The 25,020-nt window shown below is 27.6% G+C and carries 24 protein-coding genes; 21 read left to right on the forward strand and 3 right to left on the reverse strand.

Features of this window, described 5'->3' with window-relative positions; all coding sequences use genetic code 11:
• The first annotated feature begins 154 nt into the window (after positions 1 to 154).
• The 17 genes from RN605_RS10160 to RN605_RS10240 all read left to right on the forward strand — a co-directional run bounded on the left by RN605_RS10160 (position 155) and on the right by RN605_RS10240 (position 17,068).
• Entirely contained in the window at positions 155 to 1,027 is an 873-nt protein-coding gene (locus tag RN605_RS10160; RefSeq protein ID WP_313324551.1) for a M23 family metallopeptidase, read from the forward strand.
• A 95-nt stretch (positions 1,028 to 1,122) separates the two neighbouring features.
• Positions 1,123 to 2,652 (forward strand): GH3 family domain-containing protein, encoded by a 1,530-nt coding sequence (locus tag RN605_RS10165; RefSeq protein ID WP_313324552.1) that lies wholly within the window; start codon positions 1,123 to 1,125, stop codon positions 2,650 to 2,652.
• A complete protein-coding gene (locus tag RN605_RS10170; protein WP_313324553.1) occupies positions 2,618 to 3,487 on the forward strand; it encodes a carboxypeptidase-like regulatory domain-containing protein in 870 nt (289 codons plus the stop codon). Before RN605_RS10165 ends, RN605_RS10170 begins: the two co-directional genes overlap by 35 nt.
• A 42-nt stretch (positions 3,488 to 3,529) precedes the next feature.
• A complete protein-coding gene (locus tag RN605_RS10175) occupies positions 3,530 to 5,215 on the forward strand; it encodes a DUF6909 family protein (RefSeq protein ID WP_313324554.1) in 1,686 nt (561 codons plus the stop codon).
• Between the two features lie 10 nt (positions 5,216 to 5,225).
• Positions 5,226 to 6,209, forward strand: coding sequence for a hypothetical protein (locus tag RN605_RS10180; protein ID WP_313324555.1), 984 nt, complete (start codon positions 5,226 to 5,228; stop codon positions 6,207 to 6,209).
• Position 6,210: 1 nt separating this feature from the next.
• The gene (gene rfbA, locus RN605_RS10185) at positions 6,211 to 7,068 is read left to right on the forward strand and encodes a glucose-1-phosphate thymidylyltransferase RfbA (protein WP_313324556.1); all 858 of its coding nucleotides are present in this window, start codon (positions 6,211 to 6,213) and stop codon (positions 7,066 to 7,068) included.
• Positions 7,068 to 7,619 carry a dTDP-4-dehydrorhamnose 3,5-epimerase gene (gene rfbC, locus RN605_RS10190; RefSeq protein ID WP_313324557.1) on the forward strand — a complete coding sequence of 184 codons (552 nt, stop codon included), beginning with the start codon at positions 7,068 to 7,070 and terminating at the stop codon, positions 7,617 to 7,619. Before rfbA ends, rfbC begins: the two co-directional genes overlap by 1 nt.
• Positions 7,613 to 8,455 carry a dTDP-4-dehydrorhamnose reductase gene (gene rfbD / locus RN605_RS10195; RefSeq protein ID WP_313324558.1) on the forward strand — a complete coding sequence of 281 codons (843 nt, stop codon included), beginning with the start codon at positions 7,613 to 7,615 and terminating at the stop codon, positions 8,453 to 8,455. The genes rfbC and rfbD overlap by 7 nt, the downstream gene beginning before the upstream one ends.
• A 2-nt stretch (positions 8,456 to 8,457) precedes the next feature.
• Positions 8,458 to 9,216 carry a methyltransferase domain-containing protein gene (locus tag RN605_RS10200; RefSeq protein WP_313324559.1) on the forward strand — a complete coding sequence of 253 codons (759 nt, stop codon included), beginning with the start codon at positions 8,458 to 8,460 and terminating at the stop codon, positions 9,214 to 9,216.
• Positions 9,204 to 9,923 (forward strand): glycosyltransferase, encoded by a 720-nt coding sequence (locus RN605_RS10205; RefSeq protein WP_313324560.1) that lies wholly within the window; start codon positions 9,204 to 9,206, stop codon positions 9,921 to 9,923. The genes RN605_RS10200 and RN605_RS10205 overlap by 13 nt, the downstream gene beginning before the upstream one ends.
• Before the next feature lie 83 nt (positions 9,924 to 10,006).
• Positions 10,007 to 10,546 carry a hypothetical protein gene (locus tag RN605_RS10210; RefSeq protein ID WP_313324561.1) on the forward strand — a complete coding sequence of 180 codons (540 nt, stop codon included), beginning with the start codon at positions 10,007 to 10,009 and terminating at the stop codon, positions 10,544 to 10,546.
• A gap of 85 nt (positions 10,547 to 10,631) precedes the next feature.
• Complete coding sequence (locus RN605_RS10215; protein WP_313324563.1) at positions 10,632 to 11,432, forward strand: methyltransferase domain-containing protein; 801 nt, start codon at positions 10,632 to 10,634, stop codon at positions 11,430 to 11,432.
• 61 nt (positions 11,433 to 11,493) lie between these two features.
• Complete coding sequence (locus tag RN605_RS10220; RefSeq protein ID WP_313324564.1) at positions 11,494 to 12,744, forward strand: oligosaccharide flippase family protein; 1,251 nt, start codon at positions 11,494 to 11,496, stop codon at positions 12,742 to 12,744.
• An 8-nt stretch (positions 12,745 to 12,752) separates the two neighbouring features.
• Positions 12,753 to 14,003, forward strand: coding sequence for a hypothetical protein (locus tag RN605_RS10225; RefSeq protein ID WP_313324565.1), 1,251 nt, complete (start codon positions 12,753 to 12,755; stop codon positions 14,001 to 14,003).
• A 3-nt stretch (positions 14,004 to 14,006) separates the two neighbouring features.
• Positions 14,007 to 15,122 (forward strand): glycosyltransferase family 4 protein, encoded by a 1,116-nt coding sequence (locus tag RN605_RS10230; protein WP_313324567.1) that lies wholly within the window; start codon positions 14,007 to 14,009, stop codon positions 15,120 to 15,122.
• A gap of 22 nt (positions 15,123 to 15,144) precedes the next feature.
• The gene (gmd, locus tag RN605_RS10235) at positions 15,145 to 16,179 is read left to right on the forward strand and encodes a GDP-mannose 4,6-dehydratase (protein ID WP_313324568.1); all 1,035 of its coding nucleotides are present in this window, start codon (positions 15,145 to 15,147) and stop codon (positions 16,177 to 16,179) included.
• Entirely contained in the window at positions 16,163 to 17,068 is a 906-nt protein-coding gene (locus tag RN605_RS10240) for a GDP-mannose 4,6-dehydratase (RefSeq protein WP_313324569.1), read from the forward strand. The genes gmd and RN605_RS10240 overlap by 17 nt, the downstream gene beginning before the upstream one ends.
• Here RN605_RS10240 and RN605_RS10245 read toward each other — a convergent pair.
• Positions 17,062 to 17,838, reverse strand: a complete 777-nt coding sequence (locus RN605_RS10245) for a 2OG-Fe(II) oxygenase (RefSeq protein ID WP_313324570.1) — start codon at positions 17,836 to 17,838, stop codon at positions 17,062 to 17,064. The two genes, RN605_RS10240 and RN605_RS10245, sit on opposite strands and share 7 nt — an antisense overlap.
• Before the next feature lie 176 nt (positions 17,839 to 18,014).
• Here RN605_RS10245 and RN605_RS10250 point away from each other — a divergent pair, with 176 nt between their 5' ends.
• The 4 genes from RN605_RS10250 (at position 18,015) to RN605_RS10265 (ending at position 22,750) form a co-directional block, all read left to right on the forward strand.
• Entirely contained in the window at positions 18,015 to 19,124 is a 1,110-nt protein-coding gene (locus tag RN605_RS10250) for a DUF1972 domain-containing protein (protein ID WP_313324571.1), read from the forward strand.
• A gap of 133 nt (positions 19,125 to 19,257) precedes the next feature.
• A complete protein-coding gene (locus RN605_RS10255; RefSeq protein WP_313356343.1) occupies positions 19,258 to 20,418 on the forward strand; it encodes an O-antigen ligase family protein in 1,161 nt (386 codons plus the stop codon).
• The gene (locus tag RN605_RS10260; protein WP_313324573.1) at positions 20,415 to 21,398 is read left to right on the forward strand and encodes a UDP-glucuronic acid decarboxylase family protein; all 984 of its coding nucleotides are present in this window, start codon (positions 20,415 to 20,417) and stop codon (positions 21,396 to 21,398) included. Before RN605_RS10255 ends, RN605_RS10260 begins: the two co-directional genes overlap by 4 nt.
• Entirely contained in the window at positions 21,398 to 22,750 is a 1,353-nt protein-coding gene (locus tag RN605_RS10265) for an undecaprenyl-phosphate glucose phosphotransferase (RefSeq protein WP_313324574.1), read from the forward strand. The genes RN605_RS10260 and RN605_RS10265 overlap by 1 nt, the downstream gene beginning before the upstream one ends.
• Here RN605_RS10265 and RN605_RS10270 read toward each other — a convergent pair.
• On the reverse strand, positions 22,747 to 23,931 hold the full coding sequence (locus tag RN605_RS10270; RefSeq protein WP_313324575.1) for a glycosyltransferase family 4 protein: 1,185 nt from the start codon (positions 23,929 to 23,931) through the stop codon (positions 22,747 to 22,749). The two genes, RN605_RS10265 and RN605_RS10270, sit on opposite strands and share 4 nt — an antisense overlap.
• Positions 23,931 to 25,019 (reverse strand): non-hydrolyzing UDP-N-acetylglucosamine 2-epimerase, encoded by a 1,089-nt coding sequence (gene wecB / locus RN605_RS10275; protein WP_313324576.1) that lies wholly within the window; start codon positions 25,017 to 25,019, stop codon positions 23,931 to 23,933. Before wecB ends, RN605_RS10270 begins: the two co-directional genes overlap by 1 nt.
• Position 25,020 lies beyond the last annotated feature (1 nt).

Raw genomic sequence — 25,020 nt, forward strand, 5'->3', positions numbered from 1 at the left:
CTTTCGCTAATTTTAATAAATAAATGTTTGACAAAGGTAAAAAGAAAAAGATATTCTTTTTGATTTCGGGAAAATAATTGCTGTTAAAGTTCGTTAATCATAGGAAATAGTATAGAGTATTATTTTCTATATTTGTAAATCAATCAAAAAAAGGATGTCAGGAAAGCGTTTAAAGCGTAAAAAAATAAAGAAAAAACTCTTCACGAAAAACCGATTGGTTATCTTGAATGAAGATACTTTTGAGGAAATTTTTTCGTTGCGATTGACGTTGATGAATGTTTTTGTGGTGGCATCGCTTGGTGCTATTGTGATTATTTTTGTAACGACTTATATTATTGCTTTTACTCCATTGCGAGAATATATTCCGGGTTATGCATCATCGAAACTTAAAAAAGATGCCACGGAACTTGCTTTGAAATCGGATTCTTTGACCAAAGTGATGCAGGAAAATGATGCTTATATAAAATCTATTAAAAAGATACTTACTGGCGAGTTGGAATATGCAAAGTTTAATAAGGATTCTATTTTAGCAAGTGCTTCAACAGCTGTGGTTGATGAAGAAGATTTACAGCCGAATGAAGATGAGTTGAAACTTAGAGAAGAAGTGGCAAGAGAAGATAAATTTAATCTTTTTGAAAAGGCGAAACCAAAGGTAAATGCTGTGTTTTTTCCACCTGCGAAAGGATTGATAACGGAGAAGTTTAACGTTAAAGAAAAGCATTATGCTGTTGATGTTGCGCTGGCTAATAATACTCCTATCAAAGCGGTATTGAGCGGGAAAGTTATTTTTGCGGATTGGACACCAACAACAGGAAATGTTATAATTATTCGTCATAATAATGGTTTTATATCGGTTTATAAACATGCGGCTTCTTTAACAAAATCGCAAGGTGACGCTGTTAGAACTGGTGAAGTAATTGCTATTGCTGGTTCAACAGGGCAAGAATCGACCGGAATTCATCTTCATTTTGAGTTGTGGAAAGATGGTTATCCTATTGATCCTAGTGTTTTTATAGAATTTGAATAAGTTTTATAAGTCTGTTATCAGAATAAAGGGAAAAACCGTTATATTGTAACATATTTACCAATCTGCCAAATGGTACGAATCAAACAAACAAGGGAATGTCTTTAAAATCGAATGCATCAAAAGTATTTGCTAGAATAATTTATAAAAAAGTTCAAGCATGGTCTAGCAAGCCTGTTGAAACACAAAAGAAAATTTTTTCTGAGTTGATAAAGCAGGCTAGTACTACTAAGTTTGGGATTGACCATGATTTTAAATCGATTAAAAATTTTGAAGATTTTGCAAAACGTGTTCCCATTAGAGATTATGAAGCTTTAAAACCCTACATAGATAGAGTGATTAATGGTGAAAAAGATATTTTATGGAAAGGAAAACCACTTTATTTTGCAAAAACTTCAGGAACAACTTCAGGAGCAAAATATATTCCTTTAACCAAAGAGTCATTACCTTATCATATTGATGCTGCTAGAAATTGTATCTTTCTGTATATTCAAGAAACAGGAAATTATGATTTTGTGAATGGGAAAATGATTTTTTTGCAAGGAAGTCCAATTTTAGAGGAAAAAAACGGAATTAAAATTGGAAGACTTTCAGGAATTGTTGCTCATTATGTTCCAAGTTATCTTCAAAAAAATAGAATGCCTAGTTGGGAAACCAATTGTATAGATGATTGGGAAACTAAAGTTGATAAAATTGTAGAGGAAACCTATACCGAAGATATGACTGTTATATCAGGAATACCTTCTTGGGTTCAAATGTATTTTGAAAAACTTACGCAAAAAGGGAATATAAAAGTTGGTGAAATCTTTAAAAATTTCACCCTGTTTATTTATGGCGGAGTGAATTATGAACCTTACAGAGCAAAATTTGAAAACTTAATAGGAAGAAAGGTAGATTCGATAGAATTGTTTCCGGCTTCTGAAGGTTTTTTTGCTTATCAAGATTCACAAAAAGCTCATGGAATGTTGCTGTTATTGAATCATGGAATTTTTTATGAATTTATCAAAGCAGATGAATTTTATAACGAAAATCCAAGGCGATACACTATTGGCGAGGTTCAAATGGGAATAAACTACGTCATGATTATTTCTACAAATGCTGGACTTTGGGGTTATAATATAGGCGATACTGTTGAGTTTACTTGTATAAAACCTTATAGAGTTATAGTAACCGGAAGAATAAAGCATTTTATTTCAGCTTTTGGAGAACATGTAATTGCTAAAGAAGTTGAGCATGCTATTAAAAAAGCAATGGAAGATACTAATGTTAGCATTAATGAATTTACAGTTGCGCCTCAAATAACACCAAAAGAAGGATTGCCTTATCATGAATGGTTTATAGAATTTCAAAGTGAACCAGAAGATTTAGATGCATTTGCGTTAAAAATTGACTCGGCTATGCGTGAGCAAAACATGTATTATAATGATTTAATTATTGGAAAAGTACTTCAACCACTCAAAATTACCAAAGTAGCAAAAGATGGTTTTCATAATTATATGAAATCAATTGGAAAACTAGGAGGACAAAACAAAATAGCTCGTTTGGGCAACGACAGAACAATTGCAGATAAATTAGAAAAAGAAGTGCCTCACTATGAAAATAAGACTGATTTTTTGGATTTTAATTAGTTGCTCAATTTCATCTTTTAGCCAATTAAAAGGGATTGTTTTAGACAGTATTTCTGGAGAACCAATTCCATATGTATCAATTTGGGTTGAAAATGAAAATTTTGGCACGACCAGTGAAGAAAATGGTGAATTTTCTATTCACACCACATCAAAATCTTCTAGGCTACTTTTTAATGTTTTAGGATATGAAAATAAAACACTTCCTCTTTCGGAAAGTAAAATCGTAAAGTTAAAGCCAACTTCTATAGAACTTAAAGAAGTAATTATTTCTAAAAAGCTCGAAACAAAAAAGCTAGAAATTGGCAAAACAAGTAATGCTATTTTTGAAGCATTTCCTAATGGACCAAAGTTTGATTTAAAGTTTTTTCCTTATTTACCTTCGTACAAAAAAACTAGATATATAAAATATGTTACACTGCAAACCGATAGTAAAATTGATAATGCTATTTTGAAATTACATTTTTATACCATTAATTCAGAAGGTTTACCAGGTGAAGATTTATTAGTAAAAGATTTTATTGTCACTTTACGAAAAGGCGTTTTTAAGCATCAAATAGATCTTTCAAATTTAAATTTAACAATGCCAAAAAATGGTTTATTTGTTGGGTTTGAAAAATTAATGATTGAACAAAACAGAACTGAGCAGAACTATTTTGATAAAAATTCGAATACTTATCAAACACAAAAACTCTATTTTCCTTTTATTTTATATGGATATGTTGAAAGTAATTTTAAATACACATTTACGAATGGAAAATGGGAAAAAGAAGCATTGTATAATTCAGAAAAAAATAAAATATACCAACCCGCTATTAACCTTATATTAACCAACTAATACATAAAAAAACTATCTTTGCGGGTTAGTAAAAAAAAATTAATGAAGGAAATTAAAAACATTTCGCGCTCTAGAGCGCAAGAATCGTCGGCAGCTATCGAACGATTGTACATTACTATGCGTCATTTATTCAACAGAGGTTTTTATAAACCAATGGGAATATCTGGCGATACTTTAAGAGAAGCTTTGTTAGAGCTTAGCCCAGAAATCTACGGAAGTATTGCAGAAGAAAAAGTAGAACTTAACGGTTTACTATATGTAATTGAACGTTTACCAATAGGTATTGAAGAATGTCGTTACATCAATTTAACTTCTGATGAAGGTTATTCAAAATCACATTTTAAAGCCATTGTTCCACCAAAAAGAAAACGTAATTGTTATCGAATTGATGATGAGCAAATGAATGTTGAAATTACCCGCGGACGTTCGGACATCTATGATATTTTGACACATTTGACCTTTATTTTTATAGAATCCCACAAAATAAAAGACCGTGTTTTAATAGATGAAGAAGGAAAAATTTCTAGAGATTGGCAAAAATTAGAACAAGCAGTTTTACAAACAAAAAAATTAACCCAAGTAGAAAAAGAGAAAGCCATTTCGCATGCCGCAAACGTGTTAGGAAGAACTTTTGTTGAGGTTTTGGATATTTATGATTCTTTTGGAACAAAGGAAAAACCTGACAGATTTTTACATGTTATTTATTGGTTAGGAAAATTAGCCATTGAAGAAGTATTAGATAATAATAAAAGAACAATTACCTTTAGTCCAATCCTTAGAGAACGATTAGGACATCACATTCATGGTGAAATTTGGGCAACTACTATTAAAGAGGTTTTAAAAGAAAATAAGTTAATTAATAGACCAATTCATATTATCAGTGCAAATATGCACAGCGTTATGAATTCTCTGTTTGCTAAACATGTTTTAGGAACAAAATTCAAAGGAAAATCAGATTTTGATATTTTCGAAGAGTTGAGTAAACAAGGAGCAAATGATGTTAGAGATAAAGTTGAAGCGTTTGCACTTCAGCATGGAATGATTTCTCTTCCTGATACTTCTGGAACTAATATAGATGTTCAAATATTTGACACAGCAAAAATTGATTGGAAAAAATCAGCATTTCCAAATGCAAAAATCGGAAAAGAAAATCCAGTAATCATTGTAATGGATTATGCTTTTGGAGAACAAGCTTATGAAACAATTGATGAACTTTTGAAACCTTATAAAAAGGGAAAAGAGAAAATATTCTTGAATGTTGAATCGGTTTCTATCATGGGCAAAGCAGGAATTCTTCAAGGAGGAAAAGGTGACATTATGATTCCATCTGCACATATAAATGAAGGAACAGCAGATAATTATCCATTCGAAAATCAATTAACAGCAAAAATGTTTGAAGGAAATGGAATTCCAGTTTTTGCTGGTCCAATGGTAACCGTTCTTGGGACATCGCTTCAAAATAAAGATTTATTAAAATTCTTCCACGAATCAACTTGGGAAGTAATTGGTCTTGAAATGGAAGGCGCATATTATCAAAAAGCAATACAATCGGCTTCAAAAATTAGAAAAAGTATTCCTGAAAACGTAAAAGTACGTTATGCATATTATGCTTCTGATAACCCTTTGGAAACTGGAAGCACGTTGGCTTCTGGTGGATTAGGAACAACTGGAGTTAAACCAACATACTTAATAACAATAAAAATTTTAGAACAAATATTTAATATTTAATTTCATCAAAATGAGTAGTGAAAAACAAAATAATTTAGACAATCAAGAAATTGACTTATCACAAATTTTCAAAAAAGCAGGTCAATTTTTCGAATACATTTTGACATCAATTTTTAAAAGCTTTTTGTTTTTTAAAAGAAACATAATTATTGTTGGAGTGTTGTTTTTACTTGGTGCAGGATTGGGTTTTTATCTTGATAAAACGGAAAAAGTATATGATAATCAAATTATAGTTACTCCAAATTTTGGTTCTGTCGATTATTTATATGCTAAAATTGATTTAATTAATTCAAAAATAATTAATAGCGATACACTTTTTCTTAAAGAAATAGTTGGTATAAAACAACCTTTAAAGCTTAGAAAAATAGAAATAACTCCAATAAATGATGTCTATAAATTTATTGAAAACAGACCACAAAATTTTGAGTTAATAAAGTTAATGGGTGAAGATGGTGATGTTAAAAAAATTGTTGATGAATCATTGACAAGCAAAAATTATCCAAATCATTTAATTACATATACAACTTTAGACGAAACGACTAATAATAAAACATTAGAACCAATTTTAAATTATTTGAACAGTAGTGATTATTACTCTTCAATTCAAAAAGAGTATTTCAATAATGTTAAATTAAAAATGATTGAAAATGATTCGATAATAAACCAAATAAACGGATTATTAAACACTTTTTCTTCAAGTGTTAATGGAAATGCTAAAAGCGATAAACTTGTATATTACAACGAAAATTCACAATTAAACGATGTTATTACTACAAAAGATTTATTGGTTTCAGAACAAGGAAGAAATAGAATCGCTTTAGTTAATCTTGATAAGATTATTAAAGACAATAGTTCTACTTTAAATATTAGAAATAAAAAAGGAACTAATGGAAAAATGAAGTTTGTTTTACCATTACTTTTAATAAGTTTATTTGTTTTGATAAGAATACTTAAAGATTATTATCAAACACAAATGACAAAACTAAATAGTTAATATGAAAGGAATTATTCTCGCAGGTGGTTCAGGAACAAGATTACATCCGCTGACTTTGGCAGTAAGTAAGCAATTGATGCCTATTTATGACAAACCAATGATTTATTATCCACTATCAACGTTAATGTGGTCAGGAATTAGAGAAATATTGATTATTTCAACACCTCATGATTTGCCACTTTTTCAACAACTTTTAGGAGATGGAAAAAAATTAGGATGTCGATTTGAATATGCAGTTCAAGAAAACCCAAACGGATTGGCTGAAGCCTTTATTATTGGAAAAGAATTTATAGCAAAGGACAAAGTTGCTTTAGTTCTTGGTGATAATATTTTCTATGGAACAGGTTTGTCGGATTTATTATTAGCAAACAATAATCCAGATGGCGGAATAATTTATGCTTACCATGTTCATGATCCTGAGCGATATGGAGTTGTAGATTTTGATGAAAACGGAAATGTTTTATCAATAGAAGAAAAACCTACTCAACCAAAGTCTAATTTTGCTGTTCCAGGAATTTATTTTTATGATAATGATGTGGTTGAAATTGCAGCTAACATTAAACCAAGTCATCGAGGTGAATTGGAAATTACTGATGTAAATAAAGAATACTTAGAAAGAGGAAAATTGAAAGTTTCCATTCTTGATAGAGGAACAGCTTGGCTCGATACAGGAACTTTTAATTCATTAATGCAGGCAAGTCAATTTGTACAAGTAATCGAAGAACGCCAAGGGTTAAAAATAGGAGCAATTGAAGAAGCTGCCTATAAAATGGGTTTTATAAATAAAGAAGAATTAAAAAAATTAGCCGAACCATTATTAAAAAGTGGTTATGGTAACCATTTAATTAGTTTGATTTAATGAATTTTATTGAAACAAAACTTCAAGGTTGCTTTATCATAGAACCAAAAATTATTTTGGATGAGCGAGGTTATTTTATGGAAAGTTTTAATGAAAATACTTTTCAAAAAGGAATAGGTGAAGAAGTTCATTTTGTCCAAGATAATCAGTCTTATTCTACCAAAGGAGTTCTACGTGGTTTACATTATCAAACGGGAGAACATGCTCAGGCAAAACTAGTTCGGGTTTTACAAGGAGAAGTTCTCGATGTTGCAGTTGATATTCGTTCAAATTCACCAACTTTTGGTCAATATGAAGCTGTTTTATTATCTGCTGAAAATCAAAAACAATTTTTTGTTCCAAGAGGTTTTGCTCATGGATTTTTAGTATTAAGTGAAACAGCCACTTTTTTTTATAAATGTGATAACTTTTATAATAAAGAATCAGAAGGCGGAATTACTTATAATGATGAAACCATTGGAATAGATTGGCAATTTCCATTAGAAAACTTAATTATTTCAGAAAAAGATAAAGTTCAGCCAACTATTGAAAACGCCAAAAAAGTATGGTAGTTTTAGTTACAGGAAGTTCAGGCCAACTTGGTCAAAGCTTGCAATTTATTGCACCTAATTATACTAATATTGAATTTGTTTTTTGCGATTCCAAAACGTTAGACATAACAAGTTTTAATAATTGTGAAACAATATTTTCAAAATATAAACCTGATTTTTGCATCAATGCTGCTGCTTACACTGCTGTAGATAAAGCAGAAAGCGAACCAGAAATAGCATTTGAAATTAATGTAAATGGCCCAAAAAACTTAGCCAAAGTCTGTAAACTAAACAACACTGTTTTAATTCACATATCAACCGATTTTGTGTTTGATGGCAATAAATCTTTACCATATACTGAAAAAGACATCCCAAACCCAACTGGAGTTTATGGACAAACTAAATTGGATGGAGAAATAGCAATTCAACAAATTTGGAATAAACATTACATTATTAGAACATCTTGGGTTTATTCTCAATTTGGAAATAATTTCATGAAAACCATGTTGCGTTTAGCATCTGAAAGAGATACAATTTCAGTTGTAAATGATCAAATTGGAACTCCAACTAATGCTGTTGATTTAGCAAATACAATTGTAAAAATTATTATCAGCAAAAAATTAAAATTTGGAATTTATAATTACAGTAATGAAGGACAATGCAGTTGGTATGATTTTGCAAAAAAAATATTTGAAATCAACAATATTACTATAAATTTACTACCAATACCAACAACAAGTTTTCCAACGCCAGCAAAAAGGCCAAAGTTTAGTGTTTTAGATAAATCAGAAATAAAAAACACATTTGACCTAGAGATAAATTCTTGGGAAGAAAGTTTAAAAAACACACCTCTTTAAAAATGGATATTTCAGAGTTTTCGAGATTAAATGATAAAAGCAATTATAATCGTCATCCATGGGAAACTTCGAGAAAAAATGTCCTGCATAGTTTTTTAAAACAATCTAAAATTGAATTTCCTATAGAAAGAATTGTAGATATTGGAAGTGGTGATGCTTATGTAATTCACACTTTAGTCCAGAAAAATTTAGCAAGAGAATATTATGCTATTGATACGGCGTATACACCAGAAGTTATAGAGCAGTTAAAAGTTAACAATAATAATAGTCAAGTAGTTTATTTTAAAGATTTAATAGAATTTCAAAAAACTATTATCTCAAAAAAGAGAACACTTTTTTTGTGTATGGATGTGTTAGAACATCTTGAAGACGAAAAAATTATACTCGATTATTTAGAATCTAAAGATGAGAATTATTTCTTTTTTGCTGTACCAGCATTTCAATCAGTTTTTTCTAGTCACGATGTATTGTTAGGTCATTATCGTAGATATACTTTAGCTCAGTTAAATAATTTATTAGAAAAAAATCAATTTTCAATTATTGATAAAGGATATTATTTTACTTCATTATTATTATTTAGAAAACTTGATAAATTGCTTAAAAATGACAAGAAGGAATCAATTGACAATTGGGAAGCTGGAAAAACAAAAACCAATTTAATTAATTCTATACTTAGTTTTGATTTTAAATTAAGTTTATTTTTGAAGAAAATAGGAATTACAATTCCAGGACTTTCAGCTTATTGTTTATGCAAAAAATAGCCATAATTATTCCGTGTTATAACGAAGAAAAAAGGATTAAAAAATCGGATATCGATTATTTAATTTTAAATTCTGATGTAACACTTTTTTTTGCAAATGATGGAAGTAAAGACAAAACAGTTGAAGCAATAGAAATTATAATTTCTAATTATCAGGAACGATGCTTTTTGATTGATTTCAAAGAAAATTCGGGAAAGGCAAATACAATTTATAAAGCTATTAATCAAATCAACAAACAAAATCAATTTGATTTTATTGGTTATTTTGATGCTGATTTTTCAACGCCAGCAGAAGAATTAGTTTCAATGTTAAACAGTTTAAAAAAATCAGAAAAAAAGTTCATTTTTGGTTCAAGAATATTACTTTTGAATTCAGGAATAAAAAGGAAATTTTATCGACACATTATTGGAAGAATAATTTTAACGCTTATAAATTTTAAACATAGTTTAGGGATTTATGATACCCAATGTGGAGCAAAAATATTTTCAAAAGAAATTATTAAGGAAGTTTTTGAAAAACCTTTTAAAACTAAATGGTTGTTTGATGTTGAGATTTTTATTCGATTAAAAGAAAAAAATTTATTGCAATACGGAAAAGAAATTCCAGTCTATAATTGGAAAGATGTTGACGGGTCAAAACTAGGTTTTTCTTCCTCTATTTCGATTTTAAAAGAGATTGGAATAATAGCATTTACGGGTAAAACTTAAGTTTAATAACAAAAATAAGTTATTTAACAAAGTGCTATGATTTAGGTTAATAAATAAAGTAATTTTATAAAAAGAGTATAAATATGAAAAGAGTTTTTATTAGTTTAATTGTTATTGTTTTTTTAGTGTCTTGTAAAGATGAAAAAATAAAAGAAGAATCAAGCATCGAAAAAGTTAACGAAGACACCAATGACAGAATGAAAGTTACATTAAATGTTACTGTGAAAAAAGATGATAGTTTTCAAATTTTTTATAAAGATAATGAAGCAGATAATTTTGAAGAAAAAAAATCTTTTTTTGTAGAGTTCAAAGGCAATGATCAACCCCAAGAAATAGTTTTTTTATTACCTGAAGATGTGCTTCCAAATTATTTAAGATTAGATTTTGGAACAAACAAAAACCAAACAGATATGATTATCAATAATTTTAGAATAAATTATTATGATAAGTCATTTGAAGCAAAAGGGAATGAATTTTTCAATTATTTTTACCCCAATGAATTAGTGAAAATTGAAGCTCAAGAATCAAAAGTGACACCTATTGTTTCTCAAAATGGAAATTATGACCCTGTTTTTTGTTCAGCTGAAGGGCTTAAGATACAATTGGAATTATTAATTAAGTAAAATCTATTTAAAGAAAGTTATAATTTCTTTTTAGTTTATGTTTTTCAATTATTACTAAATGTATTTATAGAAAGGATTAAGATATATGACAGAGAGTAAAGAAAAAATAATTTGTAAAATATGTGGAGAAGAAACCTTTAAAATTTTTAATGCTACTGTTTTATATAAATATGATGTTAGTTATTACCAATGTAAAAAATGTGGTTTCGGACAAACAGAAACTCCATATTGGTTAAAAGAAGCTTACGAAAGTCCGATGAATCTATCGGATACTGGAGTTATGTTTAGAAGCGAGAGAATGTCAAAAATCACAACTACTCTAATTACACTTTTTTTTAAAAGAAAAGGCATTTTTTTGGATTATGCGGGTGGATTAGGCGTTTTTACAAGACAAATGAGAGATATAGGGTTTGATTATTTTTGGCACGATCCGTATACGCAAAATGTCATTGCACGAGGCTTTGAAGGTAGCTTGGATAAAAAGTACGATGCAGTAACAACTTTTGAAAGTTTTGAGCATTTTGAACAGCCATTAGAAGAATTAGAAAAGATATTAGAGTTAACAGATACAATAATTTTAACAACTGATTTAATTTCAAAACCAGCTCCAGAACATAAAGATTGGTGGTATTATGGATCTGAACATGGTCAACATATCGCATTTCATTCAAAAGAGTCATTTAAATTTATTTCTAAAAAATATAATTTATACTATCATAATGCAAAAAATGTGCACATTTTAACAAAAAAGAAAATAGGTGTTTTTGGAACCGTTTTTTTTAAATTTAAATTTGCAAAACATTTACTTTATTTAGGATATTTTTTAATAAACCCTTTTATTAAATCAAAATCTTTTGATGATATGAATAGTTTTTACATAAAATAAAATTCAGCGATTTATTTTTTTAATATTTTATATAAAGAATAAAACCTCAATTCAATAAGCAATGAGTATTTTTAGTAAAACGAGAATTAAGGATTTTATTATTTACGGTTTAGGGCAATCTATAAATATATTGAGTCCTTTAATTGTGCTACCATATTTAATAGTAATATGTGGTGTAGAAGAGGTTGGAAAAATTGGTATTGCTATGTCTATAGCACTAATTTTAAACGGAATAATTGATTATGGTTCATATGTTATAGGCGTAAAGGAGATTTCAATTAATAGAGATAATTTATTAGTGTTAGAAGAAAAATTTACTTCTATATATATATCCAAAGTTTTTTTATTTATACTCATTTTTTTAACATTATCATTATTTATTTATTTTCTTCCCTACCTTTCCAAGGATAAGACGTTATATTTTTTTAGCACCTCAATTATTTTAGGGCAATTATTAAATCCTGCTTGGTATTTACAAGGAATTGAAAATTTTAAGTGGATTTCTATTTTAAATATTTTATCAAAACTTATTTATTTAGCACTTATATTTATTTTCATCAGAAATAAAGAAGATTATATTTATGCTAATTTATTTCTTGGTATTGGCGCAATAGTATCAAATACTATAGGTTTAATTTGGCTTAAGAATCAAAATTCATTTGTATTTAAAGCTAAAGATGTAAAACCATCTATTGCTATTTTAAAAGAAGAGTTTAGTTTCAGTCTTTCACAGTTTTTTTTGTCACTTTATCAATTTTTCCCAATAATTATTATAGGCTTTATAGGAGGAGATTTGATGGCAGGTCAATACAGAATCATAGATCAGATTATAACTATTTTTAAAACATACTTTAATATGTTTTTTTATTTTGTTTTTGCTAATATATGTTATGTATTAAACCAAAATTACAAAGAAGGAATAAAGACATGGAAACAATATAATGGATTTAATTTATTAATGATTTTAATTATTGTAGTTATATTTTACTTGTTGACTCCTGTAATTTTATCATATTTTAAATTTGATGAGAATGAGATCATTCAACTTTCATCAGTCTTCAAATTTGCATTAATTATACCAATTTTAACCGGCATATCAATTTCATTAAGACAATTGATGTTTGCCTTCAATTTAAACAATATCTACATTACAATAACTATATTGGCTACGCTAATTAGTTTTGTTCTTTTAGCATCTTTTACCAAGTTATTTGCCTTGAAAGGAGCATTTTCTTCTATTATTTTAATAGAATTAATTATTATAATTTTGTATTCTTTATTTATTACATTTAAACACAAGGAAAAATCATAAGAGAGTTAATGAAAATAAAAGTTACAAATCATTTACCATATCAAATTTTATTTGGTCTTTGTATTTGTGTTACATATTTAAATATTTATGAATTAACCTTTGCAGTTTGGTTTTTCACAATTTTACTTACATTAAAGAGAAGATATTCTATTACTCTTTTAAAATATATTTTCCCTTTTCTGGCTATTTTTTTTATTGCATTAATATCCACTTTTAACTACGATAATTATTTTTATAATGCTATTAGGGATATTACATATTTGATAAAGCCTATTTTAGGGTTTATAGTTGGTTACCAATTATGTAGAAGTTATGATTGTAAACCTTTTCAAACTATAATAAATACAGGATTTTTTATTGCAGTAATACATTTAGGGATGATTATATATAACGTAATTATATATAAAGTCATCAATATACATGAACTACGTGCATTGACAGGATATTTTAGTGATTTTGAAGTTTATGCTTTGGTTTTGGTACAGTTTCAAAATAAACTTCAATTACAATTTTCAAAAAAGAAAGTCATATTATTTATGATAATCATAGGATTATCAAGCTTTTTATATCTATCAAGAACAAATTTTATACAATATGCAATTCTTGTTGTAGCAATGAAAGGATATTTTAAGCTAACAAAAAAGTCACTCAAAATCTTTTTTTATTTTTTTCTGTTTTTAATTATAGGGTATAGTTTTGTCTACAATACGAATCCAACCAGAAACGGAAAAGGATTGGAGGGTTTGTTTTATAAAATAAAAAATGCTCCTATAGAAGCTTTTAAAACCAAAATAAACCAGGATGACTATGAAGATTTCAACGATAATTATCGGTCATTCGAAAATATCAAAACCGTAAAACAAGTTTCAGCAGAAGGAATAGGAGGAATATTGTTTGGTAAAGGATTAGGCTCAACTGTTGACATAGGAAGAGAAATGTGGACAAATGATGGAACAATAGTAAGGTATGAACCAATTCTTCATAATGCTTACATGACAGTGTTTTTAAAATCGGGTCTATTTGGAGTCTTTTTTATGTTTTATTTTTTATATGTTTTATCGCGTCACGAAAAGACAAGTAATGAACAAGTAAAAAACGTGAACTTAATTCTGATTGGTACAATGTTTTTTCTATTTGTTGCAAATTGGGTTTTATTAGGTTTGTTTTTAAAGTTAGACAATAAAGCTGTAATTATAGGGTTTTTGCTTTGCTATAAGGAATTTATTAATAAACAGCAAAAGATAATACAAGAGAATTAATTAATGAAAACCAAAAAAATATTTATTGATTGCCATGTTTTTGACTATGGGTTTCAAGGAACCAGAACATATATTCAAGGGTTATATTTAGAATTAATAAAGAATAAAGAAATTGAATTTTATTTTGCTGCAACAGATATAAATAACTTAAAGAGTGTTTTCGGTGATTCAGAAAATATACACTATGTTGAGTATAAATCGAAAAATAAATTTTATAGATTACTCATAGACATACCTTTATTAATAAAGAAAAATAATATTGATTTTGCTCATTTTCAATATATTGTGCCTCCATTTAAGAAATGTAAGTATATAAATTCTATACATGATGTTCTATTCATTGATTTTCCTGAACATTTTCCTAAATTAAGTAGTATTAAAAATGAATTTTTATATAAGTATAGTGCCAAAAAATCTGAAATTATTTTAACAGGTTCTCAATATTCAAAAAATAGAATTGAAACACATTTTAAAATAAATAATGTTTTTACAACTGTTTATGGGGTAGAATCAGTTTTTTATGATTCTTATGATAAAAAAGAAGTACAAGAAAAAGTTAAAACAAAATATGGATATGAAAATATTATAATTTATGTATCAAGGCATGAACCTAGAAAGAATCATTATAGATTGTTAAAGGCATTTATTGATTTAAAATTATATGAAAATCATCATTTATTATTAATAGGAGACATTACATTTAGAGATGAAAAATTTGATAATTTACTTGAAGAATCTTCTAAAGAAATAAAAGAAAAAATAATATTAAAAAAGAAAGTAGCATACAATGAAATGTTACAGTTTTTAAGAGCATCCGTTTTAGCTGTTTATCCATCTTTTGCAGAAGGATTTGGATTACCACCATTAGAAACTATAGCGGCTAAGGTGCCAACTTTATGCTCAAATGCAACCTCTATGTCAGAATTTGATTTTTTTGGTGAAGATTTTATAAATCCAGCAGATTTTGAGGAGATAAAAAGAAAAATTAGTTATAAACTATCAAATATTAATGAAAAAAGACAAGAAGAATTATCTATTTTAGTTGAAAAAAAATATAATTGGAATGAGGCTGCACATAGCTTTATTGATATAATTAATAAAGAATCAATTAAAAATTAGATATCAATATTTTAAAAAACAAATGAAAAAGGCAATTATAACAGGAGTTACAGGTCAAGACGGAGCATATTTAGTAAAGTTTTTATTAGAAAAAGGATATAAGGTTTACGGAACTTACAGGCGTTCAAGCTCAATGAATTTTTGGCGTTTAGAAGAATTAGGAGTTTTACACCATGAAAATCTTAACCTAATTGAGTATGATTTAAATGATCAGTCTAATAATATCAGAATTTTAGAAAAAATTCAACCTGATGAATTTTATAATTTAGCTGCTCAAAGTTTTGTTGGAGTTTCTTTTGAGCAACCAATATATACATCACAAACTACAGGAATTGGAGCATTACACATATTGGAAGCTATAAGAATTGTTAATCCTAAAATTAAATTTTATCAAGCTTCAACATCGGAAATGTTTGGCAAAGTACAAGAAATTCCTCAAAAAGAATCTACACCTTTTTATCCTAGAAGTCCTTATGGGTTTTCAAAATTATTTGCTCATTGGGCAACAATAAATTACAGAGAAAGTTATGATATTTTTGGCGTTAGCGGAATATTGTTTAATCACGAATCTCCTTTAAGAGGTAGAGAGTTTGTTACAAGAAAGATTACTGATACTGTTGCAAAAATTCATTTAAATAAGACAGATAAAATTTATCTTGGGAATCTTGATGCGCAAAGAGATTGGGGTTTTGCTAAAGAATATGTTGAAGGAATGTATAAAATGATGCAATATAAGTCTGCTGAAACTTTTGTTTTAGCAACTAATAAAACAAATTCAATTAGAGAATTTGTTGAAATGTCATTTAAAAATATTGATATTGATATTGTTTGGAAAGGTAAAAATGAAGATGAGAAAGGTTATTGTGCTAAAACAGGAAAAGTTTTAGTAGAAGTCGATAAGGCTTTTTATAGACCTGCTGAAGTTGAGTTATTAATTGGTGATGCTTCTAAGGCAAAAGAGTTGTTAGATTGGGAAGCTCAAACGGATTTAAATGCATTGTGTAAAAATATGGTCGAAATGGACATTAAAAGAAACTCAAATGGATTTTCATTCTAACAATAAAGTTTTAATAACAGGAATTAATGGTTTTACAGGTAAGTATTTAAAGAAATATTTAGAAGAACTAAACTATGAGGTTTATGGATTATCAAACACAATAGATGAAAAAAAAGACAAGATATTTTCTTGTGATATAAACAATCAGGATGAATTAAATTTAATAATTAAAAATCTTCAACCAAATTATATTTTTCATTTAGCGGCTATTTCAAATGTACAGCATAGTGATTTAGTTGAAATGTATAAAGTTAATGTGATAGGCACTCAAAATGTTTTAAATGCATCTTTGAAAGTTAAAAAATATTTAAAGAAAATTATTTTAGCAAGTAGCGCTACAGTTTATGGAAATCAAACGGAAAAAGTACTACATGAAAATTTAGTTCCTAATCCAATAAATCATTATGGAATAAGCAAACTTGCCATGGAACAAATTGCTAAAACCTATTTTGATGAATTACCAATATTAATCACAAGACCTTTTAATTATACTGCTCCTGGACATAGTGAGCATTTTGTAGTGCCAAAAATAGCTAAAGCTTTTATAAATAACGAGAAAACAATAGAGTTAGGAAATATAGAAGTATATAGAGAATATAATAGTATTGATTATGTTTTGAGAGTTTATTTTGAGTTAATGAATTCAAAAAGTACAGGTGAAATAGTCAATATTGCTTCAGGTAAAACACATTCTTTAAAAGAAATTATTTCAATATTTTCAAAACTATCGGGACACTTGATAGATATTAAGATAAACCCTCAATTTGTTAGAAAAAATGAAATTATAACCTTAGCTGGAGATATTGTTAAGCTAAAGAAAATAATTAAAATCCCTAAAGATAATAACATAGAGAATGTTGTTAATCAATTTTTAAATACCAATTATTGATTTTTAGCAGTACCGCTTCCAAAAAACTTATTTTTAGTTTGTACCAAAAAGTTATAATTTTTTGCTAATTGTTTTTTAAAAAAAGATGCGTTTTCTTTTGGAAACCAATCTGTAGTTCTAGGTTCTTCAATATGTCTTTTATGAATTTGATATGCATAGGTAGCAATTGAGGTTCGATATCTGTTTTCTGGAAAATTAGTCATATCGTAGCCATGAAGCGTATAAGGAGCACATTGTTGTATAATTAATCTGTTAAATGGAACTCCGATTTCAGTTTCTTCCTCTGTTCTTAAATCCTTAATGCGAAGACCACCTTTGTATTCTGTTTTCCAATCTTTATTTAGGTATAACAACAAATTTAGTTCACGATACCAATTTTTATTAATAGGATGATAATTAAAATCCAAATGCATATCTAAAAAACTATTTTTTTTCCCTTGGTGTAATCCACCGCCATGGTTTTTTGGATCCACAAAAATATTTTTTGCAGTGATAAATGAAAGTATTTTATTGAATCTTTCTGAGAGTAATTCTGAATGTAATTCTTCTAATTCAGGACAAAGTTCTTTATAGTTAGATTTTTCGAATTTATTATTTGCAAAAGCATAATCTCTACTTTTATTATTAAGTTCTGGAATACTATTATAAGCTTTAATTAGCTTTTCTTCATCACAAAAATTATCAATAACTAAATGTGGAAAAGGTTGTGCAGCCAAGTATTTTACTCGGAGGTTATCTAAATTATTCTCTAAGTATTCAAAATTAATCATATGTGTAATTTAAGTGATAATTAGTCGTGAACAAAAATAGTAATAAAACTTTATAAAGTAATATATCTACCTTAATAGATTATAAAATGGTAATTTATTAATATTTTGTTTAACTATTCAAGTTTTAATAATTACTATATTTGTCTCGGTTTATAAGTTTTAAACTTTTCTTTTACATGAAAATAGCAATTCTCGGCACAAGAGGAATTCCAAATTATTACGGAGGATTTGAACAATTTGCTGAATTTTTTTCAGTTTTTTTAGCACAAAATGACCACAAAGTTTTTGTTTATAATTCTCATAATCATCCTTATAAAGAGAATAATTTTAAAGGTGCTCATATTATTCATCAATTTGATCCAGAATATAAAATTGGAACAGCGGGACAATTTATTTATGACTTGAATTGTATTCTTGACGCTAGAAAAAGAAATTTTGATATCATTTTGCAATTAGGTTATACTAGTAATGCAATTTGGCATTTTTTGTTACCAAGAAAACCTATTATTATTACAAATATGGATGGCTTGGAATGGAAGAGAACAAAATATTCTAAAATCGTTCAAAAAGCTCTGAAATATTCTGAAAAGTTAGCTATTAAAAGTAGTGATTTTTTAATAGCTGATTCTGTTGGAATTCAAAATCATATAAAGAAAAGCTATTCTAAAGAATCTAAATACATTGCTTATGGTGCTGAGGTTTTTTTGAATCCTAATCCAGAAATTCTTTTTGAATATAATTTAGAAAAAGGATTTTACAATATGATTTTGGCTCGTTTGGAACCTGAAAACAATATTGAGACTATACTCGACGGAGTAGTTTTAAGCAATTCTACAACTCCAATAATTATTATAGGAAATCACGAAACTAAATTTGGAGATTATCTAAAGAAAAAGTTTTTGAAATATAAAAACATACGATTTTTAGGAGCAGTTTATAATTTAAATCATTTGAATAATCTAAGATATTATTCAAATTTATATTTTCATGGTCATACAGTTGGAGGTACAAATCCTTCACTTCTTGAAGCTATGGCATCAAATGCTTTAATAATTGCACACAATAATGAGTTTAATAAAGCAATATTAAAAGAAAATAGTTATTATTTTTCAAGCGCTGATGAAGTGAAAAATATTATAAATACTATCAAAAAAAATGATAACTTGCAACTAGTTCAAAATAATATTAAGGCAATAGAAAAAGAATTTAACTGGAATAAAATTAATGGCGAATATTTACAATTTTTTGAAGAATGTTTTTCAAGATATAAAAAACCAAACAAATAAAAATCCCTTTTTTTTAGCTGTATTACTTTTACTAATATCAATTCCACTTCCTTATTTAGTTAATAATATATTTCTAGGATCTTTTTTAATTTTCACTATAGTAAAATTTAAAAAAGAAAACATTAGTTTTTCATTGGTTTTAACTTTACCAATTGTTTTGTTTTTGCTGATGACAATTTCTTATACTTGGAGTATAGATAGAGAAAGCACACTTAATGCTATTCCTAAAGAAATAACATTATTAGTAATCCCACTAGCTTTTGCATTTAATAAAAAATTAGACTCAGAAAATCAAGAAAAAATTGTAAAGTATTTTGCTTATTCAATGATTTTACTTGGGTTCTATTTTTTATTCAGAGCCTTTGTTCGTTATTCAATTTCGCATGATATTAGGAATTTTTTCTATCACGGAGATAATGATGATAAATTTGGATTAATTCCAAAATTGCTTAACGCAATCCATGTTTCTTATTTTATGGCAATTGCATTTTTTTATTATTTTTCAAAAACTGTAAAAACAAGAGCAGATTATATCATTTCAATTATACTTTTAGGATTTATATTTTTAATGTCTTCTAAGAATATTATTTTAATTGTAATTCTACTAATACTAGCTTATACTTTTTTCTTTTCTAAGATTGCACATAAAATGCGTTTAAGAAATCTAATTGTTTTTGGATTAATCATTGCATTGTTGTTTTCATACGGAAGAATAAAACAAAGATTTGAAATAGAATTTCAAACTAATACAAAGAAAAGTTTAAGTGCAAACGTGATTGAAGGAATACCATTAACAGTTCATAATGTTAGTATAAAAGAAGCTTGGCAGAATGAAAAATTTACTCAAAATGATTTTTTCTCTGGAACAGTCTTTCGTGTATATCAGTTTAGAATATTTTTAGAATTCTTAAAAGAAGAACCTATATTTTGGAAAGGATTTGGATTGAATGCATCATATCCAAAAATTAAGGAAAAGGCAATATACTACGATTTATATATGGGAGAAGCTGGCGATGGTGGTTATCAAAACAAGAACTTTCATAATCAATACGTACAAAATTTTGCTGAATTAGGAATATTTGGATTTATAATTTTACTGTTAATTGTTGCTTTAAATCTTAAAAACGCTTTGAAAAGTAAAGATTTTGTGCATTTTGCTTTCGCAATTCTAACGATAAGTTTATTTTTGACCGAAACATTACTGTGGCGTCAACGAGGAGTGGTTTTCTTTACCATTTTTTATTGCCTATTCAACACCAGTGTTTATCAAAAAAAAATTGAAAAAAGACTATGAAAAGAATTTTAATAACAGGTGCTGCTGGATTTTTAGGTTCACACTTATGCGATCGTTTTATTTCAGAGGGTTATTTTGTTATTGGAATGGATAATTTAATAACTGGAGATTTAAAAAACATTGAACATCTTTTCAAAGATAGAAATTTTGAATTTTATCATCACGATGTTACTAAGTTTGTTCATGTTCCAGGAAAATTAGATTATATTCTTCATTTTGCTTCACCAGCGAGTCCGATAGATTATCTTAAAATTCCAATTCAGACTCTAAAAGTGGGTTCATTAGGAACTCATAATTTGTTAGGATTGGCCAGAGTAAAAAAAGCAAGAATTTTAATTGCCTCAACTTCTGAAGTATATGGTGATCCATTAGTTCATCCTCAAACAGAAGAATATTATGGAAATGTAAACACCATTGGTCCACGTGGAGTTTATGATGAAGCAAAACGATTCCAAGAATCAATTACAATGGCTTATCATACTTTTCATGGAGTTGAAACTCGCATAGTTAGAATTTTTAACACTTATGGTCCAAGAATGCGATTAAATGATGGAAGAGTTATTCCAGCTTTTATAGGACAAGCGTTGCGAGGTGAAGATTTAACAATTTTTGGTGATGGAAGTCAAACACGTTCATTTTGTTACGTAACAGACCAAGTAGAGGGAATTTTTAGACTTTTACATTCTGATTATATTTATCCGGTAAATATTGGAAATCCAGATGAAATCAGCATTAAAGACTTTGCTGAAGAAATAATTAAACTGACAGGAACAAACCAGAAAGTGGTTTATCATGATTTACCAATAAATGATCCGATGCAAAGAAAACCAGATACCACAAAAGCAAAAGAAATTTTGGGTTGGGAAGCAAAAGTAGAACGAGCAGAAGGAATGAAGTTAACTTATCATTATTTTAAATCTTTATCATCAGAAGAACTTTTAAAAGAAGAACATAAAGATTTTTCTAAATACATTTTTTAGTGGCAAAAAAGACAGGAAGATATTCAGGTTATATCAGACCATTTTCTTATGCAATCGATTTAATTATTTTAAATCTTTTTGCATGGTTGATTTTACCCTATAATTTCCAGTTAATTTCATTTCATTTATTTGTATCCTTAGCTTGGATTATTATTGCTACAAATATTGGATTTTATGAAGTATACAGATATACAAAGGTATCAGAGATATTTTCTAAAATAATAAAACAATATTTTTTATTTTTTATAGTAAGTTTTGCTTACGTTGGTTATTTCGAAAAATTATCAGACACTTCTAAATTAGTTCAATTTGTTACTTATTCTTTATTCTTAATTTCTTTTGCGAAATTATTTATTTATTATTTTTTAAGAAAATATAGGGTTGTTTTTGGCGGAAATTTTAGAAGAGTTGTAATTGTTGGTAATGGAAAATCGGTAGATCAGTTGAAAACATTTTTTAATGATAATCCAGACTATGGTTATAAATTAATTAATGTTTTTGATTTAGTCCAAAATAAGAAAAAACAAATAGAAGAATGTCTAGATTTTGTTATGAAACAAAAAATAGATGAAATTTATTGTGCTTTATCTGATTTGAATAATACTGAAGTTAATAAGTTTATAGATTTTACAGACAATAATTTAAAGATTTTAAAGTTTTTACCTGACAATAAAGAACTATTTTCTAGGAATTTAATTTATGATTATTATGATTATATTCCAATCATTTCCATTAGAAACGTTCCTTTAGATGAAGTTCCAAACAAAATAATTAAGAGAATATTTGATATTATTTTTTCGTTATTAATCATTGTAGGTTTATTGTCTTGGTTAACACCTATTTTAGCAATCTTAATTCGTTTAGAATCAAAAGGACCAATTTTTTTCAAACAAAAAAGGAATGGTTTAAATTATGACGAATTTTATTGTTATAAGTTTAGGTCAATGAGGTTAAATAAAATTGCTGATTTGTATCAAGTTTCTAAAAATGATCCAAGAATTACTAAAATTGGTAAATTTATTCGCAAAACAAGCATAGATGAACTACCTCAATTTTTTAATGTTTTATTAGGCGACATGTCTGTTGTTGGACCTAGACCACATATGGTTAGTCATACAGAAATGTATGCAAGAAGAATTGATAAATTTATGGTTCGTCATTTTATAAAACCGGGAATAACAGGTTTAGCTCAAACTAAAGGTTTTAGAGGCGAAGTGGAAACAGATAAAGACATTATATTTAGAGTAAAATACGATATTTTTTACTTAGAAAATTGGTCATTGTTTTTAGATTTAAAAATAATCTTTATAACAATTATTAATGCAATAAAAGGCGAAGATAAAGCATACTAAAAAGCGCTTTGTTTTAATAATTCTCTCATTTGATTATCCAAATTAAAAAGTATTTTAGATTTTTCAAAAATGGCTTTCTTCATTGTTTTAAGTTCCTTTTTATCGAGATTAGATATTTCAATTAATTTTTCGTTTAGTTCTTTATAACTCTCAACTTCAGCAACCCAACCTAATTCATTTTCTTCAACGATAATTCCACCTTCACCGCCACCAAAATAAAGTATTGGAAAACCTAATGTGGTATACTCAAAAATTTTAGAAGGAACTGAACCATAAATTCTAGTTTTCAAGGGAACAATTGCAATGTCGAATGATTTTAAAGTTTCATGAAGAACTTTTCGTTCCATCATTCCATGGAAAAATATTTTTTGCTCGTTTTGAGAAGAAATAAACTGTTCTAGTTGGTTTTTCTCTGCTCCATCACCAAAGATGTGCAGTTCAATATTTAGATCTTTCAAATTGATTTTTTGACACAATTCTAAAACACCTTGAGCAATTCCTAAAAGGCCTGCATAAAATATTTTTACAGGTTTATTTTCTTCTGATTTTAATTCTATTTCTGAAACATTATGGTCAGGAAAGTTTCTATATAAAAAGCATTTTTTTTCAGGAAATATATTTTTTATGTGATGAATTATTTCCTCAGATTGACCCAAAATTAATGTTGCTTTTTTATAAATATATTTTTCTAAAAATTTGGAAAACTTATGAGATAGGGAATCTTTTTTTAGCGCTTTTAATTCAATTCCTGCTAATGGCCACAAATCGGAAACATTGAGAATTATTTTCTTGTTTTTTAATGAAAGTATAAAAACAGAAATAAAGGAAAGTAATAATGGTGGCGATTGAACGATTACTTTTTTAGATGTTTTTTTAAATAATAAATAGAAAAACAAGCTTATAGAAAAAGACAATACAGAAAGTATTCTGACCAATAAATTTTTACTTATACTTGGATAAATCCATAAGCGTTTTACCGTAATGTTTTCTCTATTTTCAGTTACTGAAAATTTGCCTTTATATTCTGGAAATAATTCTCCTTTTGGGTAATTTCCCAATGGACAAATTACGGTTACATTGTAATTATTTTGATTTAATTTTAAAGCTAATTGCTCAATTCTATTAGCAGCAGCACCTTTTTCAGGTGGATAATAATTAGATATAATTGTAATTTCTTCCATTACATTTTTGATAGTAAAATATCAATTATTCGTTCAGAAGCTTTTCCATCCCAAAGCTCGGGAATTCCTGCTTTTCTTTGACCATTTTGCAAAAATTCACCAAAAACTTTTTCTAAATTAGTAATTGATGTTCCAATTAAATGATTAGTACCAATTTCTATGGTTTCTGGTCTTTCGGTTGTAGTTCTTAATGTAAAACATGGAATTCCTAAAACAGTTGTTTCTTCGGAAATTCCACCTGAATCAGTTATAACCGCAAAACTATTTTTTATCAAGTACATGAAATTTAAATAACCTTGTGGTTCTACAGTAATGATGTTTTTTAATTCTAAATTTTGTTCACCTAAAATTGCTTTTGTTCTTGGATGAATTGGGAAAATCACTTTTTTATCACCAACCATTTTGTCTATTCCTTTTAACAAATCAATTAATGAATTTTCTTCATCAACATTTGATGGACGATGTAAAGTCAAAATGATATAATTGCCTGATTCAAGCTGATATTCATTCCAAAAATATGGGGAAGAAATTCTATTTAAATTTTGATACAATGTGTCAATCATAACATTTCCAACGAAATGAATGGCTGAAGGTTCAGCACCATATTTCAATAAATTTTCTCCAGCCAAAGTTGAAGTAGTAAAGAAATAATCGGTTATGCTATCAGTAACAATTCTATTTATTTCTTCAGGCATTGTCATATCACCAGAACGTATTCCAGCTTCAACATGAGTTACTTTAACATTCAATTTTTTAGCAACTATTGTACATGCCATAGTCGAATTTACATCTCCAACAACTAAAACCAAATCACAAGGATTTTCGAGTAATTCTTGTTCAAAGGCAATCATTATAGCTGCTGTTTGCTGAGCTTGCGAACCACTTTTTACTTCAAGATTTGCATTTGGATGCGGAATATTCAGTTCTTCAAAGAAAGTATCGCTTAAATTTTTGTCATAATGCTGACCAGTGTGAACTAATCTGAAAGATAATGTTGCACCTTCAGATTGTTTTTTTTCAATCGCCTTAATTATTGGAGCAATTTTTATAAAATTGGGTCTTGCACCTGCAACTATTGTTATTTTCATT

It is taken from the genome of Flavobacterium sp. PMTSA4 (assembly GCF_032098525.1).
Classification (GTDB): domain Bacteria; phylum Bacteroidota; class Bacteroidia; order Flavobacteriales; family Flavobacteriaceae; genus Flavobacterium; species Flavobacterium capsici.

What these genes read in the sequence shown, in the direction of transcription:
- RN605_RS10160 (WP_313324551.1), top strand. Translation starts at nt 155, where the DNA reads ATGTCAGGAAAGCGTTTAAAGCGTAAAAAAATAAAGAAAAAACTCTTC.
- RN605_RS10165 (WP_313324552.1), top strand. Translation starts at nt 1,123, where the DNA reads ATGTCTTTAAAATCGAATGCATCAAAAGTATTTGCTAGAATAATTTAT.
- RN605_RS10170 (WP_313324553.1), top strand. Translation starts at nt 2,618, where the DNA reads ATGAAAATAAGACTGATTTTTTGGATTTTAATTAGTTGCTCAATTTCA.
- RN605_RS10175 (WP_313324554.1), top strand. Translation starts at nt 3,530, where the DNA reads ATGAAGGAAATTAAAAACATTTCGCGCTCTAGAGCGCAAGAATCGTCG.
- RN605_RS10180 (WP_313324555.1), top strand. Translation starts at nt 5,226, where the DNA reads ATGAGTAGTGAAAAACAAAATAATTTAGACAATCAAGAAATTGACTTA.
- rfbA (WP_313324556.1), top strand. Translation starts at nt 6,211, where the DNA reads ATGAAAGGAATTATTCTCGCAGGTGGTTCAGGAACAAGATTACATCCG.
- rfbC (WP_313324557.1), top strand. Translation starts at nt 7,068, where the DNA reads ATGAATTTTATTGAAACAAAACTTCAAGGTTGCTTTATCATAGAACCA.
- rfbD (WP_313324558.1), top strand. Translation starts at nt 7,613, where the DNA reads ATGGTAGTTTTAGTTACAGGAAGTTCAGGCCAACTTGGTCAAAGCTTG.
- RN605_RS10200 (WP_313324559.1), top strand. Translation starts at nt 8,458, where the DNA reads ATGGATATTTCAGAGTTTTCGAGATTAAATGATAAAAGCAATTATAAT.
- RN605_RS10205 (WP_313324560.1), top strand. Translation starts at nt 9,204, where the DNA reads ATGCAAAAAATAGCCATAATTATTCCGTGTTATAACGAAGAAAAAAGG.
- RN605_RS10210 (WP_313324561.1), top strand. Translation starts at nt 10,007, where the DNA reads ATGAAAAGAGTTTTTATTAGTTTAATTGTTATTGTTTTTTTAGTGTCT.
- RN605_RS10215 (WP_313324563.1), top strand. Translation starts at nt 10,632, where the DNA reads ATGACAGAGAGTAAAGAAAAAATAATTTGTAAAATATGTGGAGAAGAA.
- RN605_RS10220 (WP_313324564.1), top strand. Translation starts at nt 11,494, where the DNA reads ATGAGTATTTTTAGTAAAACGAGAATTAAGGATTTTATTATTTACGGT.
- RN605_RS10225 (WP_313324565.1), top strand. Translation starts at nt 12,753, where the DNA reads ATGAAAATAAAAGTTACAAATCATTTACCATATCAAATTTTATTTGGT.
- RN605_RS10230 (WP_313324567.1), top strand. Translation starts at nt 14,007, where the DNA reads ATGAAAACCAAAAAAATATTTATTGATTGCCATGTTTTTGACTATGGG.
- gmd (WP_313324568.1), top strand. Translation starts at nt 15,145, where the DNA reads ATGAAAAAGGCAATTATAACAGGAGTTACAGGTCAAGACGGAGCATAT.
- RN605_RS10240 (WP_313324569.1), top strand. Translation starts at nt 16,163, where the DNA reads ATGGATTTTCATTCTAACAATAAAGTTTTAATAACAGGAATTAATGGT.
- RN605_RS10245 (WP_313324570.1), bottom strand. Translation starts at nt 17,838, where the DNA reads ATGATTAATTTTGAATACTTAGAGAATAATTTAGATAACCTCCGAGTA.
- RN605_RS10250 (WP_313324571.1), top strand. Translation starts at nt 18,015, where the DNA reads ATGAAAATAGCAATTCTCGGCACAAGAGGAATTCCAAATTATTACGGA.
- RN605_RS10260 (WP_313324573.1), top strand. Translation starts at nt 20,415, where the DNA reads ATGAAAAGAATTTTAATAACAGGTGCTGCTGGATTTTTAGGTTCACAC.
- RN605_RS10270 (WP_313324575.1), bottom strand. Translation starts at nt 23,931, where the DNA reads ATGGAAGAAATTACAATTATATCTAATTATTATCCACCTGAAAAAGGT.
- wecB (WP_313324576.1), bottom strand. Translation starts at nt 25,019, where the DNA reads ATGAAAATAACAATAGTTGCAGGTGCAAGACCCAATTTTATAAAAATT.